Genomic DNA, 13,480 nt, shown 5'->3' with positions numbered 1-13,480 from the left:
TTATTTAAACGCCGCGAAGCTCATAAAATTTGCCCATTTAAAGATACTCTCGACGCGCTTAAAGCCCGCGCTTAGCGCCAAGGCGTGGTTTTCCATCTCGGTGTAGGGTACGAGCACGTTTTCAAGCGCCTCTCGTTTTTGTGCGATCTCGTAGCGCGAGTAGCCCTGCGCGCGCTTGTAATCCTCGTAAATTTCGATCATCTGACGCGCGAGCCCAGGCTCTTCGTAGATAATCTTTTCGCTAAAGATCAAAACCCCGCCCTCGCGCAATCCGTCGTAAATTTTACTCACGAGCGCAGCGCGGCGCGGCGGTCTGATAAATTGTAGCGTGTAGTTTATGATCACGGCGTCGCAGTCCGCGAAGCTCGCATCCAGCACGTCCGATACGCTAAGCTCGAGCTCGGCGCCGAACGCCGCCGCCTTGGCGCGGGCGTTTTGTATCATCGCTTCCGAGCTGTCGATGCCGCACAGCCGCAGATCTGGGCGCAGCGCAAACAGCGCCAGCAGCGCGGTCGCAGTCGAGCAGCCAAGATCGATCACGCGGGCCTTTTGCGGCAGTATCCGCGCCAAAAGCTCGCTGCTAAGCCGCGTGCTGGCCTCGTAAAACGGCACGCTGCGGCCGATCATATCATCAAAAACCGACGCGACGCTGGCGTCAAACTCAAACTGCTTTTTGATAGGCTCTTTAAAAATTTCGTCTTTCATCTGTTTCCTTTTTTGCTTTGCTATTCGCGCGGTACCCGTCTTGCGGCCGCCGAGCACGGAATTTTCGCCGCACTTGCCCGTGCGGATCGCCTAAATTTCAGACGCGGCGCGCTTTTGGTTGCGGACGCGCTACGTCTTGGCTCGCGTCGAGCTTCGAGCCGTAATCTAGTCGGCGCGGAATTTACGCGAGCAAATTTTACTCCGCTTGGCAACTTTACGAGCCTAGAGCTCGCGCCGTTAAACTTTGGCGCTTAAATTTTATGCCGCCAAATTTTGCACCTCTAAACCAGCTTCTTCGAATTCTTTAAACATGGGCGCATAATGCTCAAGAGCTCTGCAAGCAGAATTTCGTAAGCGTTTTACGATTTTGCGCATCGCAAATTTTAAGCTCGGTAAAATCTGCGCCTGGCTAGACGCGAAATTTAGCCGCTTAGCTCCTGTTTTGCATTCAATGGTTAGCCGCTAATTTTGACTTGCGCTAGTAGCTAAATTTGCGCCATCGCTAATCTTGCCGCAGCTTGCGTCGGCTTCGCATACTCAAGCCAAAAGCGCATTAAGGCTCCGAGAGCGGAAAGCGCTACTAAATTTCGCAGTCTTGCAAAATCCGCTCCGCTTCAGCGGCGTCTTTTAAAATTTGCTCTTTAAGTCGCGCCGGATCGGTAAATTTTTGATTTTCGCGTATAAATTTTATAAATTTCACGCAGGCAAATTTCGCGCCGCTGTTTTTGCACGCCACCTCTAAATTTTTATTCTCGGCGCCCAAGCTCTCGCTCGCCGCAAAATTCTGCGTAGAAATTTCGGCCGAATTACGCGCTGAAATTTCATCTAAATTTTGCGCAGAATCTGCAGCTTGTCCCCCGCAGCACGGCGCGCGATCTTGCTCGGAATTTACAGCCTCGAAGCCCGTAAAGTCCCCCAAAATGTGAGTTTCAAGCGCGAAAGCCCCGTCGGTGCTAAGGCGTTCTCCTACAAAGCTCACGCTTTTGTATCTTGCGCCGCGCACGCTCGTGACGGTTGCGTAAACGCCGCTTTTTGGGATAAAAAACCAACCGGGCTCGAGATTTAGCGTCGCTACAAACTCCCGCGCCCCGCGCCCCTGGCCGTGCACGATCCGTCCGCAGAGCTCATAATCCCGCCCTAAAAGCTCCGCCGCCTCTTCGCACCTTCCGCGCGATAAAAGATCCTTGATCCTGCTTGAATGCACGCCGCTGCCGCCCAAACAAAACTCCCCTACGACGCAGGTTTGTCCGCGAAATTCGCGCTGCAAAAACTCCACTCCGCAGGCTCGATCGCGCCCGAATCTAAAATCCTCGCCGACGACGATCTTTTGTAAATTTATGAAATTTTGCCCTAAAAGCTCGATAAATTCGCCTCCGCTTAGGTTTTTGATTTTGCTAAGTTCGCAGTAAAATATTTTTTTCTGCGTGAATGCGCTGCGAAACGCAAAGGGCGTGAGCTTGCTTCCAATGCCCGTCAAAACCACGATTATAGCGCCATGCTCGCCTAAATTTTCAAATAATTTTTGATGCCCCAGATGCATGCCGTCGAAATTTCCGATCGCTACGGCGTGAACTTCCTCACGGGCAGCGTTTTGCGGCGAGGCAAAAATTTCGCCCCGCTCAAATTCCGCTTTTAAAATTTCGCGCAGACCCTCGCTGCAAGGCATTAAAGCTTCGCTCTCCAGATGGCTCTCGCTCTCTTGCAAAGGAGCTTTGGGCGGGTTTTGTTTTAAAAGCTCATCCATTATTTATGCTTCGTCCAGACGATTTTTTTGGTGTCGTAGCCGCTGTGTTTAGCTTTTTTTAGATAGACGATGCGGATCGGCTCGGGCAGGGTTTTGCTACGCGAGAGGATATACAACTCGCTCGTATCGGGGCCGAAGATTAGGGCGTAGCGATAGTCGCCGTCGACTTGCGCCACACGGTAAGTGGTATCCGAAATGAACCCTTTTTGATAGAGCAGGCCTACGCTTTTATCGCCCGCGAACTCCAGTACGTGCTGCTCGTTTTTGATTTTGCCCGAGCTCGTTTGGGCTGATTTTAGGAGGTTGATGGTGGAATTTTTATCGACGAAGCACTCGTATGCGGTGTTTTGCAGATCGTCGTCGCTGCCCTTCATGCGGGCGATCTCGTACCAACCGCCGCTAAATTTATCGATGTCGAAGTTTTTTACGATCGGCGCTTTTGGGCTCAGACTTTTGGCGCATGAGCCCAAAAATAGCGCGCAAAACGCCAAGATAATTAAGCTTTTAAATTTCATCGTTCATCCTTTTTAGAAGATAGAAAAATTCTTGATTTCCCTCTTTGCCCGTGATCTTACAGGCGCCGGTATGCAGCACGGTAAGCCCCAGTTCGGCGCATAGCCGCTCAAATTTCGCCCGCGCGACGTACGCCGCTTTTTCATCCTTGAGCATGCCTTTTTTATTTCGCTTCGCCTCCGCGCCCACCTCAAATTGCGGCTTAAATAGCACGATGAGAGCGCTTTTTGCAAGGCGCGCGAGGCTTTTTAGGATCAAATTTAGCGAGATGAAGCTCACGTCGCAGGTGATGAGATCAAATTTTTTCTTGCTCGCAAACTTCCTGATGTCGGTGTTTTCGCGCACGATCACGCGGGGATCGCGTCGCAAAATTTCGCTTAGCTGCGAGCTGCCGACGTCAAGTGCGGTCACGCTCTTTGCGCCGCGCTGAAGCAAAATCTGCACAAATCCACCCGTGCTACTACCCACGTCCAAAACATCGGCTCCCGCTAAATTTAAAACCTCCTTTTGAGAAGGCTTTGTTTGTACCGGCTCAGCACCGCCTTCTCTGCGGCACGCACCCGCCTTGCCGCCCGATTTGGAGGCTGTCGCCGCATTTGAAATCTCTGTCGTTTCGGCGTCTGCGTCCGTTTGCAAAAGTCCTGCCGTCTCGGCGCCTGTGCTCATCTGTAAAAATTCCACTGTTTGCGTACCTGCACCGGTTTGTAAGAGCTCCGCCGTCTCGGCGCTAGTTTTTGCGTTACAGATCGCCTTAATATTTGTTTCTGCGATCTTTGCCGCTGTCGCGCTTGGAATTTCGGTCGTCTCGTTCGCGTTTAAAATTTTTTTCGTAGCCGCAAAATCTGCACTTGAAATTTGCGTCGTTACTCTGTACGTTTTTTGCATCGCTACCGCTTTGCTATCCGCGCTCTTTGCGGCACTGCATGGCTTTGAAATTTCTGCCGCCATGCTAGGCGAATTTGCGCCGCAGCTTGCTAAAAGCCCGTTTTCGGCAAGCTCATCCAGAAAGCCCGCAAGCTTGAGCGCGCCCCTACTTACGTAAATTTGATCAATCGCGCTGATTTCGCCGCTCTGCTCGGGCGCGATCTGCGCAGAGGGCCTGTTTTGCACGGCGCCTCGCAGCAAAATTTTATCCTGTTTTATCAGCGCGGCGGCCTGATTTCTGCTGATTTTAAGCGTGTTTGCAACGAGCAGATCAAATCTCATTTTGCTTTTTCTCCGCGCCGCGATGAAATTTTAGAGCTTGCGCAGTTTTTATGTGGCCTTGAGCTTAAAACTTTATCGCACAAAGCAAAGCCGCGCGCAGCAGTGCCGCAAGGCTCAAATTTCAGCCAGCTGCACGCCGTAAATTTAGCCATACTGCGCGTTGCAAATTTTAGCTCGCCGTGCGTTGCAAATTTTATCTCGTCGCTAGCGAAAATTTTAAAATTTTTTCTATCGGCGCAGTGTTTGTGCGCCGTAAAATTTTTAAAATTCTCGCGCTTTGTAAAACACGCAAGCACCGCAGGACGGAGGTTGCTTTTGAAATTTAATCCTGCGCCGTTTGCGTGCAGATTTGGTGCCGAGCAAAAAACCTTCACTCGCCGCTCCCCGCAAGCGCTTCAGGCTCGCTCTTATCAGGTGGATTTGCGCCAGGCGTCGCCGAGCTCGCAAGCGCTTCAAACTCGCTCTCGTCGATCACCCGCACGCCGAGTGAGCGAGCTTTTTGCAGCTTGGAGCCAGCGTCCTCTCCCGCAAGCACGAAGTCGGTCTTGGCAGATACCGAGCCCTGCACCTTCGCGCCCATCGCCAAAAGTCTGGCCTTAAACTCGTCGCGCGGACGGCTGAGCGTGCCCGTGATGACGACGCTGCGGTCCGTGAAGGCGCTTTTGGCGGTCTGTGTCTCTGGGGGGCGCGGGTTGATGATTTCGCTTAAATTTAGAATTTTTTCGCGATTTATCTTGCAAAACTCCGCTAGGCTCCTTGCCATCGCCTCTCCAAAGCCCTCCAGCCGCAGAATTTCATCCTCGCTCGCATCCAGCCAATCCTGCCCGAACGCTGCGGCGATCTTGCGCGCGGCCACCTCGCCGATGTGCTCGATCCCTAAAGAAGCGATGAAGCGCTCAAGCGGCGCGTTTTTGCTCGCGTTTATCGCGCCCAAAAGATTTGAAATTTTTTTATCCGCAAAGCCCTCAAGATCCGCCAAATCCTGCACGCCGAGGGCGTAAATGTCGCCGATCTTTGAAATTTTGCCGCTTTCAAAAAGCTGCGTAATCGTCGCGTCGCTTAGCCCTTCAATATTCATGCATTTTTTGGAGCAGAAATAGATCAGCGAGCCTATCACACGCGCCTTGCAATCGAGGTTTTGACACTTTATGAGTGCGCCTTCGTCAAGCAGCTTCTCGCCGCAAACCGGGCAGCGACCCGGGCGCGAAATTTCGCTCTGCGTGCCGTCTCTGCGCTGTTTGTAAACGCTCGTGATCTTCGGGATCACGTCGCCGCTGCGGATGATGCCCACGAAGTCGTTTTTCATCAGCCCAAGTCGTGCGATCTCGTCGAAATTATGAAGCGTCGCGTTTGAAACGTTCGCGCCGTCGATATTTACGCTATCTACGACAGCTACTGGGGTAACCGCGCCGGTACGACCGACCTGCAGATTGATCTCGCGTAGCCGCGTTACCTTTTCGACCGCAGGAAATTTATACGCGACCATAAAGCGCGGGAATTTCACCGTATAGCCCATCTGCGCGCACTTTGAAAGCTCGTTTACGCGGATTACCATACCGTCAAGCATCAGATCTTTGCTTGCGCGCATGCTATGCAGCGCCTCGTACGCACTCCTGATCTCGCTCGCGCCCGAACAGATGCGGCAAAACTCGTCGCGTAAAAAACCAAGGCTGCGCACAAACTCCATTATCTGCGAGTGCAGCGCAAAGCCTAACGAATGCTCGCCCACTCCCCACGGGATAAATTTTAGTTTCCGCTTCGCTACGATCGCGCTATCTAGCTGGCGCAGGCTGCCTGCGGCGGCGTTGCGCGGGTTTGAAAACAGGCTCTCGCCGTTTGCGGCGCGCTCGTCGTTTAGCGCGTCAAAATCGCTCTTGGCGATCAGCGTCTCGCCGCGGATCTCGATCCTTTGCGCGTAGGGGATCTGAAGCGGCACCGATTTGATCGCTCTTGCGTTTTGCGTCACGTCCTCGCCCACGAGCCCGTCGCCGCGCGTCGCCGCGCTTATCAGCACGCCGCCTTCGTAGGTTAAATTTAAGCTTGCGCCGTCAAATTTTGGCTCGACGTAAAACTGCGCGCCGCTCTTCTCGCCGCGAGCTAGCCACGCCAAAAGGTCCGCGTCGTCGAAAATATCCTCCATCGACCACATCTGCGCGCCGTGAGCGAGCTTGGAAAAGCCCTCGCTGATCGCGCCTCCGATGCGCTTTGTGGGCGAGTAGGGCAGCGCGAGCTCGGGGTTTTGCTCCTCAAATTTCTCCGCCTTCGAATAAAGCTCGTCGTACTCCTCGTCGCTTGCGATCGGCTTATCGTCGGTGTAATATGCCCGCGCCCACGCATTTAGCGTATCTATTGCGGATCTGTATTCATCGTAATTCATCTTGCGCTCGCATCTTTAAATTTTAAAATTCTGCGCTCCGTTAAAATTTCGCGTTGCGTTAGAATTTTACGCTCCGCGGCAGGCTTCTGTACCCCAAACGCTGCGCCGCATAACGAGTAAATTTTAAATTCCATTGCCGAACTCCTTTAGCGCGCGCTCGTAATCAGCCGGCGTATCGATGCCGATGCTGGCAGTCTCGATGCCGAGCATCGCGATCTTTTCACCGGCGCTTATGGCGCGAAGCTGCTCGAGTTTTTCGGTATCTTCCAGCACCGAGGCGGGCAGGGCGCAAAAGCGCTTTAAATTTCGCACGCTGTATGCGTAGATGCCGATGTGTCCGAGATAGCACTCGCATGCCGCGCGCGGGTAAGGGATGAGCGAGCGTGAAAAATAGATCGCAAAGCCCGCGTTATCGAGCACGAGCTTGACTAAATTTGGATCTTCGGCCGCCTGCTGGCTTATGTATTTGTAGCAGCTTGCCATAAATGCGCCCTTTTGTGCGATCATGGCGTTGGCGAAATCTTTAAATTTAATCAAATTTTCGCTCTCAAAAAAGGGCTCGTCGGCTTGGATATTGATGATGATCTCATCCTCCGCAAGCGCTGCGTTTGCGACCGCTTCAGCGATGCGATCGGTGCCGCTTTGATGCTCGCGCGCGGTAAGAACGGCGTCAAAGCCGTAATCTTGCGCGATCTTTAAAATTTGCGGCTCATCCACGGCGATTAGCACGCGGTCTGCTTTGGCGGCATTTTGAGCCGTTTTGATAAACATTGGCACGCTGCCGAACTCACATAAAATTTTATTTTTAAAGCGCGTCGAAGCAAGGCGCGCGGGGATTACTATCATTTTTTGATCCACTCCATTATGGCGTTTTTGATCTCGCTTTGCTCCACGACGCCGGAGTGCACCTGCGGCGCGCTAAAAAGGCGCGAGATCTGCGGCGGAATATCGCTGCGAAATTCCTTAGAAAGCGCGATCATATCGGCTCGCTCGTCCTCGCAAGCCCTGCCTTTGATCGCGCCGATCATCGACGGCGTAAATTTAATCCACTTCGCCGTCGAGATGACGAGATTTAGGCGGCTTTCGTCAAGTAGCTTAAAGCAGGTCGCCGTGTGCGGGTCGATCAGCACGCCGCGGCTGCTCTCTTGCTTGATAAATTTAGCGCACTGCGCATCGTCGCAAAAATCCGCCTCAAAAATCTCCTGCAGCTTCGCAAGCTCGCTCGCGCTAAGCTGATAAAATTTATCTCGCGCCAGGCTTTGCATCAGCTCGCTCGTGCGCGCATCGCCGAACATATCGCTAAGTAGCCGCTCGACGTTGGAGCTAATCAAAATATCCATCGCAGGGCTGATCGTGCGGATGAGCTCGCGCCCGCGCAGATCGTAGATGCCGCGCGTAAAAAGCTCGGTCAGGATATTGTTCGCGTTTGAAGCGATCTTGATTTTGCCGATCTTTGCGCCCATTTTTTTGGCGAAATACGCTCCCAGCGCGTTGCCGAAATTTCCGCTAGGCACTATGACGTCGAAGGTGTTAAATTTAGCGCTCTGTTTTACGCTCTGCGCGCCGCTTGCGCTCGCTGCGGAGCCAAAATTTTTGCCGCACGCCGCGCACTGATCGCTTTGCTTTAAATTTTGATCTGGGCTCAATACGCCGTGCTTTGAGAAATAGATGCTAGCATAGAGGTAGTAGATGATCTGAAATAAAATTCTGCCGAAATTTACCGAGTTTGCGGCGCTTAGATTTAAATTCGCTCGCGCGAGCTCGTTTCTGAAATCCTCGTCAGCCAGTAGCGATTTTAGCGCGCGTTGCGTATCGTCGAAGTTGCCGCGCACGCCTAAAATTTTAAGATTTGCCGCGCTTTGCTTTACCATCTGCTGGCGCTGTATCTCGCTCGTGCCGCCCTGCGGGTAGAGGCAGACCGCTTTGATGTTTTCATCGTCCGCAAAAGCCTCCAGCGTCGCAGGCCCCGTGTCGCCGCTCGTGGCGCACATTATTAAAAATTTTTCATTCCTGGATTTTGCGATGCTTTTTAAAAGCGCGCCGAAGGGCTGCAGCGCCATATCCTTAAACGCAAGCGTCGGGCCGTGGTAAAGCTCCAAAATATAGGCGTTCTCGCTTAGTTTTTTGATCTGGACGGGGCAGGCGGGGTTTTCAAATTTATCGTAGCGCCTTAGCGCGCTCTCAAAAACCTCGCTGCTTACGTCAAAATCGAAGCTCTCGATGATTTTAAGCGCGATCTGTTTGTAGCTCAGATCCTCGCACTGCTTAAAAAAATCCTCGCTTAAAAGCGGCAGCCGCTCTGGGCTGAAAAGCCCGCCGCCGCGCGCGCTCGGATTTAGCAGCGCGTAGCTAAGATCTGCTTTTTGCGAAAAATCTCTCGTTGAAACCAGTTTCATCTTTTTCCTTTTTAAAATTTTAAAATTTACGCCTGCCTAGGCGCTTTAAATTTGATCGTTTAGACTTTTTACACGGACTTGCGGCATTGTCGCTTTAAGCCTACCGCCTCCGCGCCCGCGCCTAAATTTCTTCCTTTATCAAACTTCCTATGCCGCCGTCGGTGAAAAGCTCAAGCAGGATCGAGTGCGGAATTTTGCCGTTGATGATATGCGCGGCATTCGCGCCGTTTCGCACGCATTGCAGGCATGCATCGACCTTTGGGATCATGCCGCCTGCGATCGTGCCGTCCTTTTTAAGTTTCGAAATGAGCGCGGCATCGAGCTTGCTGATCAAATTCCCCTCTTTATCGAGCACTCCGTCAATGTCGCTTAAAAATATCGCCTTGCTCGCTTTTAGTGCGGCTGCGATCCTGCTGGCGCAGAGATCGGCGTTGATATTAAAGCTCACGTTTTCATCCGTCTCGCCGCCCGCAAGCGGGGCGATTACCGGCAGATAGTCCTTTTGCAACAGGTCGTTTATCAGTTTGGTGTTTACCTCGGTGATCTCGCCTACGAATCCGTATTTTTTCTCATCGAGGAATTTTGCTTTCAAAAGCCCGCCGTCCTTGCCGCTGATGCCGATCGCAGGCGCGCCGTTTTGGTTCAAAAGCGCCGTGATCTCTTTATTCACCGCGCCGCTTAGCACCATCTCGGTAATTTCGATCGCGTCTTTATTCGTTATGCGAAGCCCGTCCCTGAACTCGCTGCGCACGCCGATCTTATCCAGGGTCTGATTGATCTTTTTGCCGCCGCCGTGCACGACGATGATCTTGATGCCGACCATATGCAAAAGCACGATGTCGCGGGCAAAATCAAGCTTGAGCGCATCGTCGGTTTGCGCCGCGCCGCCGTATTTGACGACGAAAATTTTATCTCTAAATTTACGGATATAGGGCAGCGCGGAGATGATGACTTCGGCGGTTTTGCTCTTTTTTATCATAAAATTCCTTTAAAAACCTTATTTTATCATAGCTTGGTTTATGTAGTTTTGAATTTCGCGGATAAAGTTTTCGCTTAGCTTTAAATTTAGCAAAATCACCGAAATTTCTACGTCCAAATCCCTTAATTTCACGTAATCTTTCGCCGTGCAAAGGATATGCTCCGCATCCTCGCGCCTTAACAGCTCTAAAATCTGCTCTTTTTTGAAATCATAATGGTCGGGGAAAAATGCGTGAGCTTTTGCGAGCGGCAAAAACTCTTGCAAGCGCCAAGGCTTGGCGATGGCGCTGATTAAAATCGTGCGGGATTTTTCAAAACCAGCCTCTTTGGAATTTAAAATTTTATCCGCAGCCGCGGGGTTCAAATTTGAAATTTCATCCGCGGCGGTTTTTAAATTTAAATCCGAAATTTTATCCGCGGCGAGATTTGAAATTTCATCCGCAAGATTTGAAATTTCATCCGTGCCGTTTAGCCCCTCTTGCAGATCCGCCGCCGAAACGATTTTAAGCTCCTGCGAAATGTCGCTCGGAGAGGGTATGAAATCTGCAAATTTATAAAAAAACGGCGGGTAGCGATACGCGGCGAACGGCAGGCAAAAGGGCAACTTCGGCGCGCTTTGAGGGCGCAGCAAGATATCAAATTTAGAGATATTAAATTTAGAAAATCCGTCGTCCAAGATCACGAGCTCAAAGCCGAGAGTTTGCGCGCGCAAGATCCCTGCGGCGCGATCTTCGCTGACGATTACGTTTGCGCCGCGCAGAAACAGCGCGTATTCCATCGCCTCATCGCCGCTTTGCCCCACGTCGCAAAGTATCCGCCCGCCGAGCGCTACTTCGAGTAAGCCTCTGCTTTTGCGTCCGTATCCGCGAAGGATGATGCATGTTTTGAGCCCCCCGTTAAATTCTTTAAAAAGCGCCCGCACCAGCGGGGTTTTGCCACTGCCGCCGAGGGTTAAATTTCCGACGCTGATTATTGGAATTTTAAATTTTTGCGGCTTAGCAAAGAGCCTTTTTAGGCAGACGATCAGCGTATAAAGTAGCGATAACGGTGCTAAAATCACCCCTAGCGCAAACCACGCGGGGCTCGGGTCGTATAGGTTTCGCTCGATTAGGAGTTTAAACACGATTTTGCGCTATCTCTTTGATCTGCTCGCAGATGTAGCTCACATCGTCGTCGCTAAGCGCCGTATAGATCGGCAGGGATAAAATTTGCTGATAGTTTTTAAGCGCATTCGGGAAATCATTGACCTTGTAATTATATTTGCTTTTGTAGTAGCTTAGCAGATGCACCGGCACATAGTGCAGCGATACGCTCACTCCGCGCGAGATCAGCGCTTTGGCGAAATCGTCGCGGTTTTTGTCGATCTTTACGATGAATTGAGTATAGATATGCTCCTCGCTGTCGCTTGGAAGCGTCACGTGAGGGCAGTTTGCGAGCTGCTCGCGATACGCTGCGGCGATCTGCTTGCGGCGCTTTATAAAGGCGTCGGTTTTTGCAAACTGAGCTATGGCGTAGGCGGAATTTATGGCGTCAAGATCGTATTTTTGACCGATACGATCGACGTCGTAGGTAAAGGACATATTGCCGTCTTTGTAAAAGGCGTCTCCTACGATGCCGCCGTTTCTTAAAATTTGGGCGGCGCTTGCGATCTCATCGTCGTTCGTGACGAAAAAGCCCGCCGTAGAGATTGCGTCTTGCGCTTGAGGATTGATCTGAAAGCACGATATGAGCGAGCTTTTAAGTGCCCCGATTTTTGCGCCCTTATAGGTAGCGCCCATAGCGCGGCATGCATCGTCTATAAGGATGATATTTTCGCTTTTGGCGACCTCGCTGATGGCGTCTATATCTGCAGCAAGTCCCGCGATGTGCGAGATGAAAGCGCATTTTAGCTTCTTGTGGCGGTTCTGATCTATCGTGCGAGCAAGGCTTTCGCTCGTGATATTAAAGCTTATCGGATCGATATCTACGAAAACGGGCTCTGCGTCGAAGTGGCGGATCACTTCGGCGACGTTGGGGAAGGAATTTACGGAGCATAAAATTTTATCTCCGCGCTTAATATCCATCGCGCAAAGCGCCAGATGCAGCGCCGTCGTGCCGCTCGTGGTAGATACGGCGTGCTTTACGCCGAAATATTTACAAATATCCTCTTCAAAAATTTCGCTATATCTTATATCGCTGTTGTAGAGGGCGCTTTTAATTAAGTCTTCCTCTTTTTTATCGATTTGAGCCTTATAAAACGGTATCTCTTTCATAAATCTCTCCTTAGTGTGCGGGCTCTATGCGAGCCACGGCTGGCATACGTAGTTTGAAGTTGTTTTTTAAAATTTTACGCACGATCAGTTTTACCAGATCTTTATTGTGGTTGGATTTTTTCAGATATTTCAGATCGTCCGCGCCGATCTGCTCGCCCGAGCGAATTTTGACCCTTAAATTAGGCCGCGAAAAAATATCTTTTAGCACGCTATCTAAGATTTCGTAGTCGTATCCGAGATCCTTTTCGTCGCTTTGATTTTCCCATAGATCGGCGCTGGGCGCTTTTTTTATGATCGCATCGTCTATGCATAAAATTTTTCCAAATTTAAACAGATCGGTTTTAAAAATTTCTCCGATCGGATTAAACGCGCAGGCCAGATCGCCGTAGATCGTGCCGTAGCCGAGCATCCGCTCGCTAAGATTGCTCGTGCCTACGACTACTCCGCGTTTTTGCGCGCTGTAATCATAAAGCAAGCTCATGCGTATTCGCGCGGCGAAATTCCCGATGCGAAGCGGGCTTGCGCCTGGATTTAAGGCGATGAAGCCCTCTATAAACGGCGCGATCTCTTTGATCTCGTAGGGGATATTAAAGGATTCGCAGTGAAAGATCGCATCGGCCATATTTTCTAAATTTGAATTACCGCTAGGCAGGATAAGTCCGTAAGTGGGGATCTCCGTAAGAGCACAAAGTGCGGAAACCACGGCGCTGTCAAGACCTCCGCTTATACCTACGACGAAGGCGTCTGCGCCCGTCTCATCGAGCTTGGCGGATAAAAAATCGGTCAGTTGCGGCAGTAAGTCGTCCAAAAGCATTTAGCTAACCTTAAAATTTTATATTAATTTTGAAATTTTAGCTATTTTTGGCTAAATTACGGCTTTAATATAGGCTTAAAAGGAGATTTTGATGCAAATTTTAAAAAGAGCTTTCGGCGAATACGTGACGAATTGCTACATCGTAAAGGGCGAGCAGGGCGATCTTGTGATCGATCCCGGACATGGCAGCTTTGATTGGGTTATGCAAAATACGGGAAAGATCGCGGCGGTTTTGAATACGCACGGGCACTACGATCACGTTTACGACGACGCGAAGCTGCAAAGAATGGGCGCTAAAATTTATATCCACGAGGAGGACGCCTTTATGCTGCGGACCGATCCCTTTGAGACGATGCCGGAGTCCATAGAGGCGGACGTGCTCGTAAAAGGGCAGGAGCAAAGCCTTGAAATAGCGGGCTTTAACGTCAAATTTAGCCTCTTTGCCGGACACACGCCGGGCAGCTGTATGATCGAAGTAGACGGCGTGATCTTTAG

Annotated in this window: 14 protein-coding genes; 1 reads left to right on the top strand and 13 read right to left on the bottom strand. The window is 51.1% G+C overall.

Translation table 11 applies throughout. The annotated features are described in order from the left end of the window. From cmoA to nadE, 13 genes are all read right to left on the bottom strand, one after another. A complete protein-coding gene (gene cmoA / locus Q0438_RS08245) occupies positions 1-705 on the bottom strand; it encodes a carboxy-S-adenosyl-L-methionine synthase CmoA (protein ID WP_299190050.1) in 705 nt (234 codons plus the stop codon). 580 nt (positions 706-1,285) lie between these two features. Next, a complete protein-coding gene (locus tag Q0438_RS08240) occupies positions 1,286-2,449 on the bottom strand; it encodes a riboflavin kinase (RefSeq protein WP_299190048.1) in 1,164 nt (387 codons plus the stop codon). Next, positions 2,449-2,964, bottom strand: a complete 516-nt coding sequence (locus tag Q0438_RS08235) for a lipocalin family protein (protein ID WP_299190046.1) — start codon at positions 2,962-2,964, stop codon at positions 2,449-2,451. The genes Q0438_RS08240 and Q0438_RS08235 overlap by 1 nt, the downstream gene beginning before the upstream one ends. Further along, positions 2,954-4,168 (bottom strand): SAM-dependent methyltransferase, encoded by a 1,215-nt coding sequence (locus Q0438_RS08230; RefSeq protein WP_299190044.1) that lies wholly within the window; start codon positions 4,166-4,168, stop codon positions 2,954-2,956. The genes Q0438_RS08235 and Q0438_RS08230 overlap by 11 nt, the downstream gene beginning before the upstream one ends. Continuing rightward, positions 4,165-4,542: a hypothetical protein gene (locus Q0438_RS08225; RefSeq protein ID WP_299190042.1), complete on the bottom strand. Its 378-nt coding sequence runs from the start codon at positions 4,540-4,542 to the stop codon at positions 4,165-4,167. The genes Q0438_RS08230 and Q0438_RS08225 overlap by 4 nt, the downstream gene beginning before the upstream one ends. Next, positions 4,539-6,545: an NAD-dependent DNA ligase LigA gene (ligA, locus tag Q0438_RS08220; RefSeq protein WP_299190040.1), complete on the bottom strand. Its 2,007-nt coding sequence runs from the start codon at positions 6,543-6,545 to the stop codon at positions 4,539-4,541. Before ligA ends, Q0438_RS08225 begins: the two co-directional genes overlap by 4 nt. After that, positions 6,542-6,679: a hypothetical protein gene (locus Q0438_RS08215; RefSeq protein ID WP_299190039.1), complete on the bottom strand. Its 138-nt coding sequence runs from the start codon at positions 6,677-6,679 to the stop codon at positions 6,542-6,544. Before Q0438_RS08215 ends, ligA begins: the two co-directional genes overlap by 4 nt. Next, positions 6,669-7,391 (bottom strand): 3-deoxy-manno-octulosonate cytidylyltransferase, encoded by a 723-nt coding sequence (kdsB, locus tag Q0438_RS08210; RefSeq protein WP_299190038.1) that lies wholly within the window; start codon positions 7,389-7,391, stop codon positions 6,669-6,671. Before kdsB ends, Q0438_RS08215 begins: the two co-directional genes overlap by 11 nt. Continuing rightward, the gene (thrC, locus tag Q0438_RS08205) at positions 7,388-8,941 is read right to left on the bottom strand and encodes a threonine synthase (protein WP_299190036.1); all 1,554 of its coding nucleotides are present in this window, start codon (positions 8,939-8,941) and stop codon (positions 7,388-7,390) included. Before thrC ends, kdsB begins: the two co-directional genes overlap by 4 nt. Positions 8,942-9,062: 121 nt before the next feature. Continuing rightward, positions 9,063-9,920, bottom strand: coding sequence for an acetylglutamate kinase (argB, locus tag Q0438_RS08200; RefSeq protein WP_299190035.1), 858 nt, complete (start codon positions 9,918-9,920; stop codon positions 9,063-9,065). Positions 9,921-9,938: 18 nt separating this feature from the next. Further along, entirely contained in the window at positions 9,939-11,042 is a 1,104-nt protein-coding gene (locus Q0438_RS08195; RefSeq protein WP_299190034.1) for a tetraacyldisaccharide 4'-kinase, read from the bottom strand. Next, on the bottom strand, positions 11,035-12,171 hold the full coding sequence (locus Q0438_RS08190; RefSeq protein WP_299190033.1) for a DegT/DnrJ/EryC1/StrS aminotransferase family protein: 1,137 nt from the start codon (positions 12,169-12,171) through the stop codon (positions 11,035-11,037). The genes Q0438_RS08195 and Q0438_RS08190 overlap by 8 nt, the downstream gene beginning before the upstream one ends. 10 nt (positions 12,172-12,181) lie before the next feature. After that, complete coding sequence (gene nadE / locus Q0438_RS08185) at positions 12,182-12,985, bottom strand: NAD(+) synthase (protein ID WP_299190031.1); 804 nt, start codon at positions 12,983-12,985, stop codon at positions 12,182-12,184. A 91-nt stretch (positions 12,986-13,076) separates the two neighbouring features. Between nadE and Q0438_RS08180 the strand changes: the two genes are divergently transcribed. Further along, positions 13,077-13,480, top strand: a 404-nt coding sequence (locus Q0438_RS08180; protein ID WP_299190029.1) for an MBL fold metallo-hydrolase, incomplete at its 3' end; no start/stop codon positions are given.

Origin of the sequence: uncultured Campylobacter sp., from assembly GCF_938030785.1 — a bacterium.
Taxonomy (GTDB): Bacteria; Campylobacterota; Campylobacteria; order Campylobacterales; family Campylobacteraceae; genus Campylobacter_B.
Note: the sequence above shows the minus strand (reverse complement) of the source record. Positions and strands in the feature narration are given on the sequence as shown.

Coding starts and splice junctions, on each gene's coding strand:
- cmoA (WP_299190050.1), bottom strand. CDS start 705: ATGAAAGACGAAATTTTTAAAGAGCCTATCAAAAAGCAGTTTGAGTTT.
- Q0438_RS08240 (WP_299190048.1), bottom strand. CDS start 2,449: ATGGATGAGCTTTTAAAACAAAACCCGCCCAAAGCTCCTTTGCAAGAG.
- kdsB (WP_299190038.1), bottom strand. CDS start 7,391: ATGATAGTAATCCCCGCGCGCCTTGCTTCGACGCGCTTTAAAAATAAA.
- argB (WP_299190035.1), bottom strand. CDS start 9,920: ATGATAAAAAAGAGCAAAACCGCCGAAGTCATCATCTCCGCGCTGCCC.
- nadE (WP_299190031.1), bottom strand. CDS start 12,985: ATGCTTTTGGACGACTTACTGCCGCAACTGACCGATTTTTTATCCGCC.
- Q0438_RS08190 (WP_299190033.1), bottom strand. CDS start 12,171: ATGAAAGAGATACCGTTTTATAAGGCTCAAATCGATAAAAAAGAGGAA.
- ligA (WP_299190040.1), bottom strand. CDS start 6,545: ATGAATTACGATGAATACAGATCCGCAATAGATACGCTAAATGCGTGG.
- thrC (WP_299190036.1), bottom strand. CDS start 8,941: ATGAAACTGGTTTCAACGAGAGATTTTTCGCAAAAAGCAGATCTTAGC.
- Q0438_RS08235 (WP_299190046.1), bottom strand. CDS start 2,964: ATGAAATTTAAAAGCTTAATTATCTTGGCGTTTTGCGCGCTATTTTTG.
- Q0438_RS08215 (WP_299190039.1), bottom strand. CDS start 6,679: ATGGAATTTAAAATTTACTCGTTATGCGGCGCAGCGTTTGGGGTACAG.
- Q0438_RS08230 (WP_299190044.1), bottom strand. CDS start 4,168: ATGAGATTTGATCTGCTCGTTGCAAACACGCTTAAAATCAGCAGAAAT.